The 17197-nt window shown below is 64.9% G+C and carries 13 protein-coding genes and 1 tRNA gene; 7 read left to right on the top strand and 7 right to left on the bottom strand.

All coding sequences use genetic code 11. The annotated features are described in order from the left end of the window. Window positions 1-67 precede the first annotated feature (67 nt). The 3 genes from ACVIN2_RS09865 to ACVIN2_RS09855 all read right to left on the bottom strand — a co-directional run bounded on the left by ACVIN2_RS09865 (window position 68) and on the right by ACVIN2_RS09855 (window position 3631). On the bottom strand, window positions 68-997 hold the full coding sequence (locus tag ACVIN2_RS09865; protein WP_456765473.1) for a histone deacetylase family protein: 930 nt from the start codon (window positions 995-997) through the stop codon (window positions 68-70). Between the two features lie 134 nt (window positions 998-1131). Then, a complete protein-coding gene (locus ACVIN2_RS09860) occupies window positions 1132-2790 on the bottom strand; it encodes a bifunctional metallophosphatase/5'-nucleotidase (protein WP_456765472.1) in 1659 nt (552 codons plus the stop codon). A gap of 79 nt (window positions 2791-2869) precedes the next feature. After that, window positions 2870-3631 carry an enoyl-CoA hydratase-related protein gene (locus ACVIN2_RS09855; protein ID WP_027516571.1) on the bottom strand — a complete coding sequence of 254 codons (762 nt, stop codon included), beginning with the start codon at window positions 3629-3631 and terminating at the stop codon, window positions 2870-2872. A 247-nt stretch (window positions 3632-3878) separates the two neighbouring features. On the opposite strand from ACVIN2_RS09855, the gene ACVIN2_RS09850 reads away from it, so the two are divergent. Next, window positions 3879-5120, top strand: a complete 1242-nt coding sequence (locus tag ACVIN2_RS09850) for an MFS transporter (RefSeq protein ID WP_456765471.1) — start codon at window positions 3879-3881, stop codon at window positions 5118-5120. A gap of 91 nt (window positions 5121-5211) precedes the next feature. Here the strand turns inward: ACVIN2_RS09850 and ACVIN2_RS09845 are convergent, their stop codons facing one another. Then, complete coding sequence (locus ACVIN2_RS09845) at window positions 5212-6990, bottom strand: acyl-CoA dehydrogenase (RefSeq protein ID WP_456765470.1); 1779 nt, start codon at window positions 6988-6990, stop codon at window positions 5212-5214. A 254-nt stretch (window positions 6991-7244) separates the two neighbouring features. Here ACVIN2_RS09845 and ACVIN2_RS09840 point away from each other — a divergent pair. Beyond that, window positions 7245-7319 (top strand) — tRNA-Gln (locus tag ACVIN2_RS09840). Between the two features lie 18 nt (window positions 7320-7337). Here ACVIN2_RS09840 and ACVIN2_RS09835 read toward each other — a convergent pair. Beyond that, window positions 7338-8600, bottom strand: coding sequence for an ROK family protein (locus ACVIN2_RS09835; protein ID WP_456765469.1), 1263 nt, complete (start codon window positions 8598-8600; stop codon window positions 7338-7340). A gap of 255 nt (window positions 8601-8855) precedes the next feature. Between ACVIN2_RS09835 and ACVIN2_RS09830 the strand changes: the two genes are divergently transcribed. The 4 genes from ACVIN2_RS09830 (at window position 8856) to ACVIN2_RS09815 (ending at window position 13943) form a co-directional block, all read left to right on the top strand. Next, window positions 8856-9821 (top strand): sugar-binding protein, encoded by a 966-nt coding sequence (locus tag ACVIN2_RS09830; RefSeq protein ID WP_247430774.1) that lies wholly within the window; start codon window positions 8856-8858, stop codon window positions 9819-9821. A 51-nt stretch (window positions 9822-9872) separates the two neighbouring features. Beyond that, on the top strand, window positions 9873-11399 hold the full coding sequence (locus tag ACVIN2_RS09825; RefSeq protein WP_456765468.1) for a sugar ABC transporter ATP-binding protein: 1527 nt from the start codon (window positions 9873-9875) through the stop codon (window positions 11397-11399). Continuing rightward, window positions 11396-12457, top strand: coding sequence for an ABC transporter permease (locus ACVIN2_RS09820; protein WP_456765467.1), 1062 nt, complete (start codon window positions 11396-11398; stop codon window positions 12455-12457). Before ACVIN2_RS09825 ends, ACVIN2_RS09820 begins: the two co-directional genes overlap by 4 nt. Window positions 12458-12593: 136 nt before the next feature. Beyond that, window positions 12594-13943 carry a carbohydrate porin gene (locus ACVIN2_RS09815; protein WP_456765466.1) on the top strand — a complete coding sequence of 450 codons (1350 nt, stop codon included), beginning with the start codon at window positions 12594-12596 and terminating at the stop codon, window positions 13941-13943. Between the two features lie 150 nt (window positions 13944-14093). Here ACVIN2_RS09815 and ACVIN2_RS09810 read toward each other — a convergent pair whose 3' ends face one another. Further along, window positions 14094-14981 carry a VOC family protein gene (locus ACVIN2_RS09810; RefSeq protein WP_456765465.1) on the bottom strand — a complete coding sequence of 296 codons (888 nt, stop codon included), beginning with the start codon at window positions 14979-14981 and terminating at the stop codon, window positions 14094-14096. A gap of 167 nt (window positions 14982-15148) precedes the next feature. On the opposite strand from ACVIN2_RS09810, the gene ACVIN2_RS09805 reads away from it, so the two are divergent. Further along, a complete protein-coding gene (locus ACVIN2_RS09805) occupies window positions 15149-16336 on the top strand; it encodes a CaiB/BaiF CoA transferase family protein (RefSeq protein WP_456765464.1) in 1188 nt (395 codons plus the stop codon). A gap of 138 nt (window positions 16337-16474) precedes the next feature. On the opposite strand, the gene ACVIN2_RS09800 is transcribed toward ACVIN2_RS09805, so the two are convergent. Next, window positions 16475-17197 (bottom strand): DUF72 domain-containing protein, encoded by a 723-nt coding sequence (locus ACVIN2_RS09800; protein ID WP_456765463.1) that lies wholly within the window; start codon window positions 17195-17197, stop codon window positions 16475-16477.

Below are 17197 nucleotides of genomic sequence, written 5' to 3'. Positions count from 1 at the left end.
TTCCGATTGCCCGATTCGCTTCACGTCGGAGAAAGCAAAGTTTTGCGGGCGCAATGTGGCGGGTGCGTCAGGCGCCCATCAGGGCGCCGACATGCGCCGTAACAGATTCTTTCAGTCCTTGCAGGTCGTAGCCGCCTTCGAGCACAGAAACAACGCGCCCCCCTGCGGTCTTGTCGGCGAGGTCCATCAGCTTGCGCGTGACCCAGGCATAATCCTCCGCGCGCAAATTCAGCGACGCCAGCGGATCGCGATAATGCGCGTCGAAGCCGGCAGAGATGACGAGCAGCTCCGGGCTGAATTTTTCGAGCTGCGGCAGGATCAAATTCTCGAACGCGATGCGGAATTCCGGCCCGCCGTCCTCGGAGGCGAGCGGCGCGTTGACGATGGTGTCGTGGTCGCCGCGCTCGCTCTTGGCACCGGTGCCCGGAAACAGCGGCATCTGGTGCGTCGAGCAGTACATCACGGTCGGGTCCGACCAGAAGATGTCCTGCGTGCCGTTACCGTGATGCACGTCGAAATCGACGATGGCCGCGCGCGTGATGCCGTATTTGCGCTGCGCGTGGCGCGCGGCGATGGCGACGTTGTCGAAGAAGCAGAAGCCCATCGGCTTGCCGATCTCGGCGTGATGGCCGGGCGGGCGCACCGCGACGAAGGCGTTGCGATGCTCGCCCGCCATCACCGCTTCGGTCGCCGCGACCGCGCCACCGACGCCGCGCATCACCGCTTCCCACGTGCCTGGCGACATCGACGTGTCGCCATCGATATAGACCAGTCCGCTGGTCGGCGCGATGTGGCGCAGCTCCGTCACGTAGTGCTCGTTGTGGCAGAGCGTGACGAGATCGAGATCGCCCTCCGGCGCCTGGTCGCGCACCAGGAACTGGAAGCGCTCATGCGACAGCGCCTCCTCCACCGCGCGCAGGCGGTCCGGCCTTTCAGGGTGTCCCGGCGGCGTGACGTGGTCGAGGCAGGCCTTGTGGGAGAGGAGAAGCGTACTCATCAGTCGGCCTCATGGGATGCGGGCTCTCGACGTCGCTTGGCGCATCCGGCGCCAAAACGCAAATGCAAAACCCAATCTATGCGTTCCCCCGGGAATGGCAAAGGGTGGTCCCGGACCGGTCCGTTTGATCCGGATCAATTCATGCGCAGGATGCGGCTGAGCGGTAGCGGCCCGATCGGTCCGTGCGCCCTGAAGAACGCGAACAGCGCGTCGGCGTCGTAGCCGCCATATTGCAGCCCCGTGCCCTGTTTGACGACCGTGAAGCCGTCGCCACCGACTGCGAGGTAATCGTTGAGGGTGACGCGGTAGCCGCTTCCGGCTTCGATCGGTCTGCCGTTGAGCGTGATCTTCTCGTTGATCACGCGCTCGCCGTACGGCTTCGCCGCATCCCAGGCGTAACTGAACCCGTTGGAGACCTGGAGAATCCGCGGCCGCTTCGGATCGAGCCATTGCTGCTCCAGCATGTCCTTGAGCTGGCTGCCCGTGAGCGTCATGGTGACGAGCCGGTTGCGGAAAGGCTGGCTGGCGAAAACGTCGCCGAAGGTGATCGCGCCGTTCTCCTTTGGAACGATGTCGGTGCGGATGCCGCCGGGATTGGTGAGCGCGATAACGGCACCGCCGTCCTTGGCGTCCCGGGTCGCGGCGAGCTGCGCGTCCGCAATGACGTCGCCGAGCGCGCTTTCGCCGGCCTCGTTCGGCACGCGTGACAGCGTCTGCGTCACCGATCCAGCCGGGCGGTTGGCGATCGGCGCCGAAAGTCTGTCGTAGCCCTCGATCAGTGCGGTCTGCTCGGGATCCCTGGGCAGCGAGGCATTGGCGACGAGGACGTTCTCGGCCTTGGCGCTGACGACGTCGCGGGTTGCCGGATCGAGCTTGAGATCGATCGCGGTGACCAGCGTACCGTATTTGTCGCCGCTGGTGACGAGCCGCCCGTCGATTTGGCAAACATAAGCACGATGAGTGTGGCCACTGACCACGACGTCGACGGCGCGATCGAATTTTTTCACGATGTCGACGATCGGCCCGGTGATGGCGGGGCATTCATTGTAGTCACCGGCCGGCTCGCCGCCCTGGTGGATCAGCACCACGATCGCCTCGACCCCGCGCGCCTTCAGCTGCGGCACCAGCGCGTTCACCGTCTCGGCTTCGTCGCGGAATTCGAGCCCCGTGATGCCTGATGGCGAGACGATGCCCGCGGTCTCCTTCAAGGTCAGCCCGATGAAGGCGATGGGAATGCCCTCGAATTCCCTGATCTCGTAAGGCGGCAGCACGCTCCTGCCGGTCGCGGTCTCGATGGTAGATGCCGCGAGGTAGTGGAATTTGGCGCCCGTGAAGGGATGCGGCCCCTGACAGCCGTCGACCGGATGACAGCCCCCGTTCTGCATCCGCAGGAGCTCGGTCTTGCCCTCGTCGAATTCGTGATTGCCGACCGAACTGATCGCGAGCCCCATCATCGAGAGCGACTCGATCGAAGGTTCGTCGTGGAACATCGCCGACAGGAACGGGCTCGCGCCGATCAGGTCGCCGGCGGCGACGAAGATCGTGTTCTTGTGGCCCTCGCGCAGCTGCTTCACCAGCGTCGCCATGTATTCGGCGCCGCCCGCCGCCACCATCACCTTCCTGGACTTGTCCTCGGGATCGCTGATCCGGATGCCGCCCGGCGGCGGGCGTAGATTGCCGTGGAAATCGTTGATCGCGAGGATGCGCAGCTCGACCGGCGCGGCGGTTTGGGCGGACGCGGGCAGGGTGGCGAGCGCGAGAGAGAGGATCGTCAGGCGGAGAACATGTCGCATGGAACCAGACTAGTCGTTCCGCAAGAAGATTTCACGAAAGTTCTCGCCGTCATTCCGCGGCGATGCGCCGGACGGCACCCTATTTTTTCTTCTTCCTGTTCGCAAACGCGTTGAAGGCGGCGGTGGCTTCTTCCGACTTCAGCCGCTCACCGAACAAATGGGCCTCCTGATCGATGCGGCGGGTGAGCTCCTCGGACGCCACGCGCAGCAGTTTGCGCGAGGTCGCGACCGCTTCGGCGGGGAGCCGGCAGATATCGCGCGCCACCTTGCGCGCCTCGACCTCGGTATGCCCCGGCGAGACCACGGTGTTGACGAAGCCGGCGGCATGCGCTTCGGCGGCCGTAAAAGTCCGTCCCATCACCAGCATGGCGAAGGCGCGCTGGTAGCCCATCGTGTTCGGCATCAAGAGACTGGACGCGCCGACCGGCACCAATCCGAGATGGATGTAGGGCGCGGAGAAGGTCGCCGCGTTCGAGGCCAGCACATAGTCGCAATGGAACAGCATCACGGTGCCCATGCCGATCGACGCGCCGTCCACGGCCGCGATCACCGGCTTGGCGTTGAGTGCGAGCGAATAGAGAAACTTCGCGCCGTCGGACAGCGTCTCGGGGCGCGACGTGTCGGCGTGCATGAAATCGTCGATGTCGTCGCCGGCGGTGAACACGCCGGAGCCGCCGGTGATGATCATGCAGCGGATGTCGGGATTGTTCTGCGCGGTGTCGATCGCGCGGCTCATCTCCCGATACATGTCCTGCGTGATCGCGTTCTTCTTGCTCGGGCGACGCAGGGTGATCACGCGCGTTCCGCGCTCTTCGGTGACGATGATGTTGCCATTCGGCATGAAGGGGCCCCTGCGGTCGCCGCGACACTGACATTGGCTAGACTCGCGAAACGTCAGCCTACATCATCTTGCAGGCGTGCCAATGCGCTGGCTCGACCTTTTGGAGACCGAATTCGCGTGAGACGGGCGCATCACGCTCCTCGCCGTGCTGCGCGTTGCAACAATCAGCTACCTTTTTCATTTGAAAAACCCCTGGTTGTGGTGCACGATCGCCTCGCGCCGCTCCATTTGGCCGATTGCCCGATTGATGATTGCCGCCACGCGTGTTGACGAATCTTCGCTGCACTACCGCGGCTGGCGCGTCGTGCTGGCCTGCTTCCTGATGGCTTTCTTCATGTTCGGCTTCGGCCTGTACGGCCAGGGCGTCTATCTCGCCGAACTGCAGCGCGCCCATGGCTGGCCGGGCACGCTGGTCTCCGCGGCCAGCACCTTCTCCTTTCTCCTGACTGCCGTGCTCGTCATCTTCACCGACGATCTGCTCGCCCGCATCGGGCTGCGGTCGTTGATCCTGTGCGGCCTGTCGGCGCTCGGCGCTTCGACGGTGCTGCTGGCGCTGTTGCAGACGCCCTGGCAGCTCTATCTCGCCTATGCCCTGATGTCGGTCGGCTGGACCGGCATGGGCACGGTGGTGATCGCGACCGTGCTGAATTCCTGGTTCGAACGGCGCCGCGGGCTCGCGCTCAGCCTCGCCTACAACGGCGCGACCTGCGGCGGCATCGTGCTCGTGCCGCTGCTGCTGACGCTGAGCGGCAGCATCGGCTTCCGTTCCGCGATGCTGGCGGCCACCCTGGCGATGGTGGTGCTGGTGCTGCCGGTGGTGGTCATCTTCACCGGTTGGCGCACCGAAATGCCGCCGACGCCGGGCGGGGATTCATTCGATGGCGGCACCGCCTTGCCTGCGGTTCACTCGCGCAAGACGCTGCTCGCCAACGCGGCGTTCTGGACCATGGTGCTGCCGATCGCGATCGCGCTGCTGGCGCAGATGGGATTCATCATCCACCAGGTGACGTTCCTCGAACCGCTGATCGGCCGCGCCAGTGCGGGCCTTGCCGTCACCATCATGGCGGCGATGGCGGTGGTCGGGCGCCTGTCGCTCGGCCTGTTCGTGGATCGGCTCGATCCGCGGCTCGCCTGCGCGGCATCGATGACGAGCCAGGCGGCGGCTCTGTTCGTGCTTCTGCAAAGCACGAACCCGACCGTGCTGCTCGTGTGCTGCGCCGTCTACGGTTTCTCGATCGGCAACATGATCACGTTCCCGCCTTTGATCATCCAGCGCGAGATCGGCGCCAGCGCCTTCGCCGCCGCGATGGGACTGGGCACCTCGATCAGCGGCATCGTCAGCGCCTTCGGCCCCGGGATCGTCGGTCTCGTGCGCAGCGTAACCGGCGATTACACGAGCGCGTTTGCGATGTGCGTGGTGCTAGATCTGGTGGCGGCGGCCGTTGTGCTGTGGCGGCCGGGGAGACGTACGAAGCTCGCGGCTTCGTAGCCCGGATGGAGCGCAGCGCAATCCGGGATTCGTGTCACCAGCAATGACGGCTCCGGACTGCGCTGCGCTCCATCCAGGCTACGCGTCCCAGCTACCCCAACAGCACCGCATCCGCCGCCGCGACCGACTCCGCGCTCTCCGTCACGGTGCGCTCGAGCGCGCCGGCCTGCACGGCGATGTTCTCGGCGAAGAAGCGCGCCAGCGAGACGTAGCGCGCGGCGTCCGTGATGCCATCGGATTTCGCGGCGAGCGCTTCGGACGCCAGCATGCAGCCGCCCAGCGTGGCGCCGAACTGCTGCAGATACGGCGTCGCGCCGGCCAGCGCCTCGTTCGGCGCGGACGCAACCCGCTCCAGCAGCCATTTGCTGGTGCGCGTCAGCGCCTCCAGTGCCTCGCGCAATTTCACGCCCGTGGTGCCGAAGGCGGGATCGTTGGAGGCTTCGACCTGCTTCACGATGGCCGAGAGCTCGTCGAGCAGCGCCCACACCGCCGCGCCGCCATTGGCCGCGAGTTTTCGCGTGACGAGGTCGATGGCCTGGATGCCGTTGGTGCCCTCGTAGATCGCGGTGATGCGGGCATCGCGATAGTGCTGCGCCGCGCCGGTCTCCTCGATGAAGCCCATCCCACCATGCACCTGCACGCCGAGATAGGCGACCTCGTTGCCGATATCGGTGGAATAGCCCTTGGCCATCGGCGTCAGCAGCGCCGCGCGCGCGGCAGCGTCGGCGCGGACCTTCGGATCCCTGGCGCGTGTCGAGACGTCGATCGCGACCGCGGTCGCATAGCAGATGGTGCGCGCCGCCGCGGTCTGTGCCCGCATCCGCATCAGCATGCGCTTGACGTCGGGATGCACGAAGATCGGATCGGAGCCGTCACCCTTGTTGCCGAGGGCGCGGCCCTGCTTGCGCTCTTGTGCGTACGATAATGCCTGCTGATAGGCGCGATCGGCGACACCGACGCCTTCGAGGCCGACGCCGAGGCGGGCCTGGTTCATCATCGTGAACATGCAGCGCATGCCCTGGTTCTCTTCGCCGACCAGGAAGCCGATCGCGCCGCCATGATCGCCCATGGTCATGGTGCAGGTGGGGGAGGCATGCATGCCGAGCTTGTGCTCGACGCCAGAGGCAAAAATGTCGTTGCGCGCACCGAGCGAGCCGTCTTCGTTCACCATGAATTTGGGAACGAGGAACAGCGATATCCCCTTGGTGCCGGCGGGCGCGTCCGGCAGGCGCGCCAGCACGAAATGCACGATGTTGTCGGTCATGTCGTGCTCGCCATAGGTGATGAAGATCTTCGTCCCCTTGATGCGATAGGTGCCGTCGGCCTGCTTCTCGGCGCGGGTGCGCAGCGCGCCGACATCGGAGCCGGCCTGCGGCTCGGTCAGCTGCATCGTGCCGGTCCATTCGCCGGAGACGAGCTTCTCGAGATAGATCTTCTTCAATGCGTCGCTGCCGTGCGCGTCCAGCGCCTCCATCGCCGACGCGGTCAGCAGCGGGCAGAGGCCGAAGGCGACGTTGGCGGCACTCCAGATCTCGGTGCAGGCGGCGTTGATCGCGAGCGGTAGGCCCTGGCCGCCGAAATCCTCAGGGCCGGAGACCGCGTTCCAGCCGCCCTCGGTCCAGCGCTTGTAGGCATCCGGCCAGCCCGGCGCGGTCGTGACCTTGCCGTCGCTGAGCTTGATGCCGTGCTCGTCGCCGACCTTGTTCAGCGGCGCCAGCACGTCGGTTGCGAACTTGCCGGCTTCCTCCAGCACGGCGCTCACGATATCGCCGTCGAAATCGCCGTAATGGCCGGCCTCCATGGCAGCCTTCAGGCCGGCGCCGTGGTTGAGCGACAGCAGCATGTCAGAGATCGGCGCGCGGTAGGTCATGGCTCACTCCCGGAGAGACAGGTCTTGGCGTCGTATTCCCATGAAACGGCGGAGGTCTCAACTGTCAGGAGGGGTGGCGGAGCTGCTGTCGGGAGCGGGGGGCGTAGCGCCCATATCAGGCATGGCGCCGCGCCACCGGCGCCTGTGGTATTTTGCCCCTCCGGGCGGTTGAAATGCCGCGCCTCTCCCTATAGACCGGCACCACTCGAGGGAATCCGCGGACGCTCCTGTCGCCGCCGTTCCCCAGGGCCTGATGGGGCGTAGCCAAGTGGTAAGGCAGCGGATTTTGATTCCGCCATTCGGAGGTTCGATCCCTCCCGCCCCAGCCAGCGCTTAGCTCGCGGCGCTTACTCGGTCGCTTCCATGTGGTTTTGGTCCACGACCCGCAGCGTCCGTCGCACCATGCCCTCGACAATGACCGTCGACTCGCTTGGACGCAGATGGATCGCCGTGGACCTGAGCAGCCATGGCAACACCGACTGCTCGAGCCGCTCTTCATAGGCGTGGCGCATCATGTCGAATGCCATCAGGCCTGGACCCGCCAGGATGACATGGTGCGGCCGCAGCACCGATATCGTTGCGGCGACCGCCTCCGCCAGCGCGCGACCCGCCTGCAGGAATAGGTGCTCGAGACGTGGATCGCCGCCCAGCGCGCGCTCGCGCAACAGGGCCATCTGCCCCTCGGACGGCTGCTGCGAGTCCGCCGGCGGCAGATCGAGAAAAGTGCGGGCGTCGCGATAGAGCGCATAATCGGCGAGATAAGCCTCGATACAGCCGCGCTGGCCGCAGCGGCATTGCGGGCCGTCCGGCGCCAGCTTGACATGGCCGATCTCGCTGCCGGCGCCCCAACGTGCTTCACCGTCTGCAACGACGCCCATCCCGATGCCGTGACCGACCATGATCGTGGCCGAGAGGCCTTGCGCCAATGCCGGTTCGGCGGCCGTGAGGGCGAGCGCGACCGCGACAGCGTCGTTCGCCATCACGACATCGACGCCGAACGCCTGACGTATCGGCGTCGCCAGATCGACTTCGGTGATCGACAGCGCGGGGCTCCACAATGTCGTGCCGGTGTCGACGTTCACGATGCCTTGCAGCGCAATCCCGATTCCCAACAGCCGATGGCGCGGCGTCGCCGTCGCATCGAGCAGCGCATTGATCTGCGCGATCACGAGATCGCGCAGCGCGGCTGCATCGAGCGCGCGCGTCGACAGTGCAAGTCGCGACTGCGCCACGCCGGAGCCGCGGAAATCCGCGATCAGCGTCTCGATCAGGTTCATGCGGACCGAGATCGCGACGATGCGCCCGAACTCCGGGTTCAGGGTCAGCAGCACGGCCGGCCGGCCGCGGCGACGGCCATTCGGCCCGTCCGCATCCTCTTCCTCGCCATCCTCGGACCACGGCGTTGCCGCCGTCTCGGTCTCGCACAGCAGCTCTTCCGCGATCAGCCGCGACGTCAGGCCGGAAACGGCCGGGAAGCTCAGGCCTGTACTGCGGGCGAGCGCGACGCGTGGCAGCGGCCCCTGGCGTCGCAAGACGTCGACGAGCCGGCCGCGGTTGGATTCGCGGGCCGTGTTCGACATGCGTCTGGACGGCTCAATTTGGTCAACCATGCTGCCTATTTAATTCATCAGGTAAATTTAATGGAGGGGACGAGATGCCGGTGTAACCGGAAAAGCACAATCGGATTCGGTTTTCAGCAGCCATATTTACTATTATCGTACCATCTGTACTATTTAGACTTGAAGAAGGGGCAAGTACATCCTGATCCGGCTGTTTTGCCCTGCGGCATTTGTTCGCGACGTAAATAAAAGATGGCGCATAAGCGCTGTGAAACCCCCGAACGGGGGTGACCAAGGGAGGTGTACATGAACGGATCGATGAAGAAACTCATGGTGTCGCTGTTTGCGACCGCAGCTGCGCTCGCGGTCGCTACGGGGGCGGCGCAGGCCCAGCAGAAAAAGACCATCGCGCTGGTGACCAATGCCGCGGCCGATTTCTGGACCATCGCCGGCCGCGGGCTCGAGAAGGCTCAGAAGGAGCACCCGGAATACGACATCCAGTTGATCGTCACGAACGAGGCGACCGCGGCGGGCCAGCGGCGCGAGCTGGACGACCTGCTGGTGCGCGGCGTCGCCGGTATCTCGATCTCGGTCGACGATGCGCCGCACGCGACCGAAGAGCTCAACAAGGTTGCGGCCAAGACCGTGCTGATCACGACGGACAGCGACGCGCCGCAGAGCAATCGGCTCGCTTATATCGGCACCGACAACGTCGCGGCCGGACGGCAAGCGGGCGAGGAGATCAAGAAGGCGCTGCCGAACGGCGGCAAGATCGCGCTGTTCGTCGGCACGATGGACGCGGACAATGCCCGCGAGCGGGTGCAGGGCATCAAGGACGCGATCGCCGGCACCAAGGTCGAGCTGGTCGACGTGTTCACCGACCAGGTGGACTTCGCCAAGGCCAAGGCGAACATGGAGAACGTGCTGGTCAAATATCCCGACATCGCACTGTTGTCCGGGCTTTGGAGCTACGAGACACCGCTGATCTATGACGCGGTCAAGGCGGCGGGCAAGGCCGGCAAGGTGAAGATCGTCGGTTTCGACGAGGACCAGCGCACGCTGCGGGGTGTTTCCGACGGCACGATCGAATCGACCGTGGTGCAGCAGCCCTACGAGTTCGGCTATCTCTCCGCCACCAACATCATCAAGACGCTGAACGGCGACAAGTCCTGGATCCCGGCGGGCGGCAAGCTGATCGTGCCGACCAAGGTGATCAGCAAGGCCAACGTCGCGGCGTTCACCGCAGACATGAAGAACCTCCTCAAGAAGTGAGTTTCAGGCGCCCGGCGGCATGTCCGCCGGGCGTCGTGCGGGAGGAAATGAATGGCGGAAATCCTGTTCGAACTCGCCGGGATCAGCAAATCCTATCCCGGGGTCATGGCGCTCGATGACGTCAGTTTGCGCGTGGATCGCGGCGAGGTCGTGGGCCTGATCGGCGAGAACGGCGCCGGCAAGTCGACGCTGATGCGCGTGCTCGGCGGCGTGATCGCGCCGAGCGAGGGCGTGATCCGCATCGGCGGCACCGACCACGCACGTGTGACGGTGACCGAGGCGACGCAGGCCGGCATCGCCTTCGTGCACCAGGAACTGAACCTGTTCGAAAATCTCGACGTCGCAGCCAACGTGTTCATCGGCCGCGAGAAGCTGATGGGCGGGCCGCTGAAGCTGGTGGACAATGCCGAGATGCGTGATCGCGTGACGCCGCTGCTGGAGCGGCTCGGCGCCGATTTCACCCCGGACACGCTGGTCGAAGACCTCTCCATCGCCGAGCGTCAAATGGTGGAGATCGCCAAGGCACTCTCGATCGACGCCCGCGTGATTATCATGGACGAGCCGACCTCCAGCCTGACGATTTCGGAGACGGAACGGCTGCTGGAAGTGATTGTCGATCTGAAGGCGCACGGCATTTCGGTGATCTACATCTCTCACCGGCTCGGCGAGATCATGACCTGCGCTGACCGCGTCGTCGTGCTGCGCGACGGGCGCACTGTTGGCGAGTTGGCGCGGGACCAGCTGAGCCACGCCGCAATGATCCGGCTGATGATCGGCCGCGACCTGAAAGCGCTGCATACCCCGCCGAAACACGCGCCGCAGCCGGGCGGTTGCGATATCGTCGGCGTCGTGACATCAGCCTTCCCCGACCGGCAGGTTGATCTTTCCGTACGGCATGGCGAGATCCTGGGCCTGGCGGGGCTCGTGGGCGCCGGCCGCACTTCTCTCGCCCGCGCAGCGTTTGGCATTGACCCGCTGCTGGGCGGCGAGATCAGGATCGACAACGCACCGGTCGCTGTCGCATCGCCGCGCGACGCGATCAGCCAAGGCATCTATCTGGTGCCGGAGGACCGCAAGAAATCCGGGCTCGTGCTGGAATTGCCGATCCGCGAGAACATGACGCTGGCGAGCCTGTTGGATCATGCGCGGATGTGGCTGGTCAGCGGCGCAGCCGAGCGCAAGGTCGCGAAAGAGCAGGTCAGGCGTCTCTCCATCAAGGCGCCGAGCATCGACATGGAGGTGGTGACGCTCTCCGGCGGCAACCAGCAGAAGGTCGTGCTCGGCAAATGGCTGTCCATGCAGCCGCGCGTGATGTTCTTCGACGAGCCGACCCGCGGCATCGACGTCGGCGCCAAGGGCGAGATCTACGCGTTGATGCGCGAGCTTGCCGACCAGGGCGTCGCGATCGTGATGATCTCCTCGGACATGGAGGAAGTCATCGGCGTCTCCGACCGCGTGGCGGTCATGCATGAAGGCGGCGTCAGCGGCGTGCTCGAGCGGGAGCAGTTCAGCGAATACAACGTATTGCGACTGGCCATGGGCCAGGCGCTCGAAACCGCGGAAGCGGCCGCGCCATGATCAGGAAAGAGCTCGGTCTGGGATTGCTGCTGGTGGTGATCGCCGCCATCACGGGCGCGATCAATCCCGCCTTCCTGTCGCTGGTGAACCTCTTGAACATGGCCAATCTGATCGGCCTGTTCGGTGTGTTCGCGCTCGGCGAGGGGCTCGTGATCATCACCGGCGGCATCGACCTGTCGCTCGGCTCGATGTTTGCGCTGCTCGGCGTCGTGTTCGTCGACCTTCTGACGACCTACGAGGTGCCGTGGCCCCTGGCGCTCGCGGCCGTGCTGCTGGGCGGGCTGGTGCTTGGCGGCATCCAGGGGTTCCTGATCACCCGGCTGAAGATGCAGCCCTTCATCGTGACGCTGTGTGGCTTGCTGATCTATCGCGGCGCCGCCCGCTACTACACGAGCGATTCGACCCGCGGCTTCGGTTACGGCGACGAGGCGGCGACACTGAGCAACATCGCTTCGGGCAATGTGGCGGGAATCCCGAACACCTTCATCCTCCTGATCATGCTTGCGCTGATCCTCGGCGTGCTGCTGCACCGCTCGGTCTACGGGCGCTGGCTTTATGCCGTCGGCAAAAACGAGGAAGCCGCGCGCTTCTCGGGCATCAACACAAACTTCGTGATCGCAACCGCCTATATCATCAGCGGCGGGCTCGCCGGAGTTTCGACGGTCTTGTTCGTGTTCTACACGAACTCGGTCTCGCCGAGCTCCTTCGGCAATTTCTACGAGCTCTACGCGATCGCGGCCGCCGTCCTGGGCGGGTGCAGCCTGCGCGGCGGCGAGGGATCCATTCTCGGTATCGTGCTGGGCACGGCGCTGCTGCAGGTGTTGCAGAACCTGGTGAACATCCTGGGCATTCCCAACTCGCTGAACTTCGCGGTGATGGGCACGGTCATTCTGATCGGCGTGTTGGCGGATCAGCAATTGCAGGCGCGACGGCGGCGCAAGCTGGCGCTGGCCGGCGTCGCTCGCGCCACGCCGAAATCGACATTGGCGGAGCAAGTCCAAGGCGCGTCACCGCGCGCCACGGATGCATTGCCGGCGAGAGCGGGTGATCGGCCATGACGGATCCAGGCTCCAGTTAACACAAGGCTGCCTAGTCGGCGGCCGCTGGGGAGGGAGTGCGTTCCAGGCTCGAGGGCTTTGGGCAGGGACGTGAGGCGAAACAAGCAAAGCCTGAGACGGCGGGAGGACGAGTAAAATGTTGCGCAGGTTTATAAACACCGCAGGGGTGTGCGGTGTGGGGATTGCTTTCTCATCGCTGTTTTGCGGTGGAGTATATGCGGCCGATTTTTCGACGAAAGCTGCACCTGTTCCGTATGGTACGGCTGACGATTTCTGGACGCGGCCGTATCTGTTCGGCGATCTCGGCAGGACCAGGCTGAAGGAACAGGGCATCGAGCTGGGCCTGACGCTCGGCAACGAATCCGTCGGCAACCTCTCGGGTGGAAGCAGGAACACCGCAGCCAACGCCGGTCAATTGTGGTTCGGCGCGAAGCTGGATATGGGAAAACTCGCCGGCATCCCCGGCGGCACCGTCGGTCTCACGCTGGTCGACCGCTTCGGCAAGAACCTGAATACCGAAGCGGACATTCCCGCCCTGCAGCTGACCAACGAAGTGTTCGGCCGCGGCAATATTCTGCGCCTGACGCAGCTCTATTATTCGCAGAAGCTTTTCGATGACCGCCTTGAACTCAAGGGCGGCCGTCTTCCGGTCGGCTCCGATTTCTTCTTCGGTCTCTGCGAGTTCATCAACCTGACCTTCTGCGGCGGTCAGCCCGGCAACATCCAGGGTGGCTACATCTACAACTGGCCGGTGAGCCAGTGGGCCGGTGTCGTGCATTACAAGATCGCGCCGGAATTCACGGTGTCGGTCGGTGTCTACGATGCCAATCCGGGTTACCTGACGACGTCGGACCCGGGCGTCTACTTCCTGCCCGGCATTCCCGCCTCGAATCGCGCCAGCGGCGTGATGGTGCCGGTGGAGCTGGTCTGGGCGCCGAAGGGGCCCTTGACCGGGACCTGGAGACTTGGCGGCTGGTACGACAGCGCCTCCTCCATTGATGGCGGTCTTCCCGGTGTCATCAGCACCATCCCGGGCGTCGGTGGCGTCCCGGATCAAAATATCAGCGATCAACGCGGCCGCTTCGGTGTTTACGAGTCGATCCTGCAGCGGTTGACCGTCGAGGGTCCGGGCGCGCAGGGTTGGTATACCTTCCTCAACACCACCGTCGCCGATCACCGGACGTCGTATCAGGATTACCAGATCGCCCTCGGCTTCAGGCATACTGGAACGTTCTCCTGGCGCCCCCAGGACGAAGTCGGCTTCGCGGTCGGCACGACCCACGTGAACACGGCTGCCCTCAGTCCCAACGCCGGCGGCAACGAAGTGCCGCTCGAAGTCTGGTACGGATGGCAGGCGACCGGCTGGCTGAACCTCAAGTTCGACGCCCAGTATGTCATCAATCCCGGCGGGCGCGGCTATAACGCCGTGGGCGTGAAGACCGACAACGCCGTGGTTCTTGGCATGCGCACCGAGGTCCACTTCTGACGGGACGCTCACCCGTCTGATGCGAAAGGTGGGGCATGCCCGTCCCACCGGAGCGCACGCAACATGTGGCGGCTCCACTCAGCGGAGCCGCCCGGCCGCGACTTCGGTCATTCCGACGTTGCTGCGGCCAGGCCGGGACTTGGTTATCGCCTATCCCTCATACTGGTCCGGCCCCATCGCCCAAAGCGATTGATCGTGGCCGGATGCGTAGTTGCGATTGTTCAGCGCCGGATTGCGATTGACCATCGGCCGCATGAACATCGGATGGGTGGCGCTGCGCACCTCGTGCTCGACCGTGAACAGCGGTTTACCGCTGTCGAGATCGACGATGTCGCAGAAGCGGTACTGATATTGATTGTCCTCGCGCGAGATCAGATCGCGCGCCAGCAGCTTGCGATACGGGCCGGAAAAGTCGGTGATGTACATCTGCACATGGTGGCCGTCATAGTCACCTTGCGGCCGATCGGTCTCGCGAAACAACAGATGCTGGTCGCGGCCCGTCTTCACGGCGGCAACCGCGCCGTCGCCGTTCCGCAACTCGGATGGCATGCCCATGATCTCGGGGTAGAAGGCACAGATGCGCGCGGCGGATCCCACCGGTACGTCGAACTCGACATAGGGGATGCCGAGCGCGACGCGGCCGAAGCGCGCCGCGTCGGGCTCGTAGCAGCGCAAGCGGTTGCCCCACGGACAAATCGCTTCGACATGGTCGTTGTGCTCGGCGAAGGCGAACGCGGTACCCTCGAGCTTTTTGGCGACCGACGCCAATCGCGCCAGCAGCGCCTCGCGGCCCGCGATGACCAGCCCGACATGACCGCGCAGCACCTGCGGCCGGCCGCTCGGCAAATGAAACTGGCTCCGTCCGGCGTTGATCCACATATTGGTGTCGGACACCATCAGAAAGGGATCGCGGGTGAGCCCGAGGCCTGCGACATAGAACAGCGTGGCGAGGCGCTGGTCCGGGACCTGGATATTGACGTGCTCGAAATGGATCGCGTTGCCGAGATCTTCTTTGGATCGATCGAATTGTTGCGGCATGGACGGGGCTCTGATGGGGGAGGGACAGGTCCATACTAGAGCACAATTTCCGCCAGTCGAAATGATTCGCGGATCACATCTCGAGGGTAGCGGCATGGCGTCCGTTGCCACCTTGCCGCCAATGCCAATCCCTGTAAGCTGACAAAAAGCACGAAGGAAAGAGATCGATGGGAGGGGTTCTGGACGGCGTCCGGGTTCTCGATTTCGGGCGCTATATCGCGGGGCCCTATTGCGCGACCTTGCTGGCCGAATACGGCGCCGAGGTCATTCGCGTGGAGAAGCGCGACGGCAGCGAGGACCGCTTCGTGGCGCCGGTGGGCGAAAATGGCGAAGGCGCGCTGTTTCTTCAGGTCAACCGCAACAAGAAGTGCCTCACGCTCGATCCGATGAAGCCGGAAGGGCAGGAGGTGATGCGCCGGCTGATTGCGACCGCGGACGTGGTCGTCGCCAATTTGCCGCCGCAGACCTTGCGCGCGATGAAGCTCGACTACGATTCGCTCAAGGCGATCAAGCCGGACATCATCCTGACGACGGCCACCGCGTTCGGCGGGCCGGGGCCATGGTCCGACCGCGTCGGCTTCGACGGCGTCGGCCAGGTCATGTCAGGCTCGGTGTACATGACCGGCGCCGGCGATCCGCCCTACCGGGCCGCGGTCAACTGGGTCGATTTCGGGACGGCGCTGCATTGCGCGTTCGGCACGCTCGCCGCGCTGATCGAGCGCGGCAAATCCGGGCGTGGGCAGATCGTCGAGGGCGCATTGCTCGCAACCGCCTTGTCCTTCACCAATGCCACGCTGATCGAGCAGGCCGTCATCAACGTCAATCGGGTGCCGACAGGCAATCTCGGCCAGACCGCGGCGCCCGCCGACATCTACCGCACCAGGGACGGCTGGGTGCTGTGCCAGGTCACGGGGCATCCGCTGTTCAAGCGCTGGGCCAGGCTCATGGGCGAAGAGGAGGTCTGGCTGAACGATCCGCGCTTTGCCGACGACATCAGCCGCGGCAACAACGGCCCTGTGATCAGCGAGCGGATGGCGCGCTGGTGCGCCGAGCGCACCACGCAGGAGGCCGTCGACACCCTGGGCAAGGCCATGATTCCGACCGGCCCCGTGCTGAGCCCGCAGCAGGCGCTGGATCATCCGCACATCCGCGCCGCCGGCTTCATGCAGGACGTCGACTATCCCGGCCTGCCGAAGCCCGCACCGGTGGCACGCGCCGCCGTCCGCCTGTCGGAAACGCCCGGCGAAATCGCGACGCGCCCGCCCACGCTCGGCGAGCATACCGATCTTATCCTGACCGAGCTCGGCTACGACAAGGCCGCGATCGCGGCGCTCCGGCAAGGCGGCATCGTCTAGCGAGGAAGGGCACGGTATCTTTGCCGCGAAACACGACCTCATCCTGAGGGCCCGCCGCAGGCGGGCGTCTCGAAGGATGGCCGCAGGCGAGATTGCCGCATCGTGCACGCCATAGGCAATGTCCTGCGCTTGTGGGCGCTACAGCAATTGCTTCAACGCCTGTGCATCGGCCGGCGCCGCGCTCTTCTGGTCGTTGTCGAAATAGACGTAGACGTCGCAGCCCTGCCGCTTCCAGGACTTGATGCGCCGCGCCCATTGCGCCAGCGTGGGTTTCGTATAGTGCCCGTGATAGCGCCCGCTTGGTCCGTGTCCGCGCACATAGACGAAATCCGCCGTGCGCTTCCACGGCGCCGGCGCGTCGTGATGGTCGGACAGGCACAGCGAAATGTTCTCGTCGGCCAGCATCCGCAAGATGCGCGGCTGATACCAGCTCGGATGGCGGAATTCGAAACTGTAACGCCGCTTCCGCGACAGCAGCTTGAAGAAGCCGGCGAGACGGTCCGCGTCGGCCTCGAATTGCGGCGGCAGCTGGAACAGGATCGGGCCGGCCTTGCCGCCGAGCCGTGAGATGCGATCCTCGAGCAGCTCGAGGCTGTTCACCGAGCGGTCGGACAGGCGCTTCCAATGCGTGATGAATTTCGACGCTTTCCACGCGAAGACGAAATCGCGGCCGGTCTGCTCTCGCCACCCCTTGACGGCCTCCGGCGTCGGGGTGCGGTAGAACACTCCGTTCAGCTCGGTGGTGTCGAACTGTCCGGCGTAATAGCTCAGCTGCTGCTTCAGCGTCACGCCCTCGGGAAAGAACGGGCCTCGCCAGGAGGCGTAGTGCCAGCCGGAAGTTCCGATCAGAACGCGCGCCAT

This window comes from Bradyrhizobium sp. USDA 3650 (assembly GCF_054057395.1).
The sequence above is the reverse complement of the archived record's forward strand: the minus strand, read 5'-3'. Positions and strand labels throughout refer to the sequence as shown.

Bases quoted from the DNA above. Each gene is read 5' to 3' on its own strand.
- ACVIN2_RS09825 (WP_456765468.1), top strand. From the start codon at position 9,873: ATGGCGGAAATCCTGTTCGAACTCGCCGGGATCAGCAAATCCTATCCC.
- ACVIN2_RS09835 (WP_456765469.1), bottom strand. From the start codon at position 8,600: ATGGTTGACCAAATTGAGCCGTCCAGACGCATGTCGAACACGGCCCGC.
- ACVIN2_RS09830 (WP_247430774.1), top strand. From the start codon at position 8,856: ATGAACGGATCGATGAAGAAACTCATGGTGTCGCTGTTTGCGACCGCA.
- ACVIN2_RS09810 (WP_456765465.1), bottom strand. From the start codon at position 14,981: ATGCCGCAACAATTCGATCGATCCAAAGAAGATCTCGGCAACGCGATC.
- ACVIN2_RS09820 (WP_456765467.1), top strand. From the start codon at position 11,396: ATGATCAGGAAAGAGCTCGGTCTGGGATTGCTGCTGGTGGTGATCGCC.
- ACVIN2_RS09845 (WP_456765470.1), bottom strand. From the start codon at position 6,990: ATGACCTACCGCGCGCCGATCTCTGACATGCTGCTGTCGCTCAACCAC.
- ACVIN2_RS09850 (WP_456765471.1), top strand. From the start codon at position 3,879: ATGATTGCCGCCACGCGTGTTGACGAATCTTCGCTGCACTACCGCGGC.
- ACVIN2_RS09805 (WP_456765464.1), top strand. From the start codon at position 15,149: ATGGGAGGGGTTCTGGACGGCGTCCGGGTTCTCGATTTCGGGCGCTAT.
- ACVIN2_RS09800 (WP_456765463.1), bottom strand. From the start codon at position 17,197: ATGGCGCGCGTTCTGATCGGAACTTCCGGCTGGCACTACGCCTCCTGG.
- ACVIN2_RS09860 (WP_456765472.1), bottom strand. From the start codon at position 2,790: ATGCGACATGTTCTCCGCCTGACGATCCTCTCTCTCGCGCTCGCCACC.
- ACVIN2_RS09815 (WP_456765466.1), top strand. From the start codon at position 12,594: ATGTTGCGCAGGTTTATAAACACCGCAGGGGTGTGCGGTGTGGGGATT.
- ACVIN2_RS09855 (WP_027516571.1), bottom strand. From the start codon at position 3,631: ATGCCGAATGGCAACATCATCGTCACCGAAGAGCGCGGAACGCGCGTG.
- ACVIN2_RS09865 (WP_456765473.1), bottom strand. From the start codon at position 997: ATGAGTACGCTTCTCCTCTCCCACAAGGCCTGCCTCGACCACGTCACG.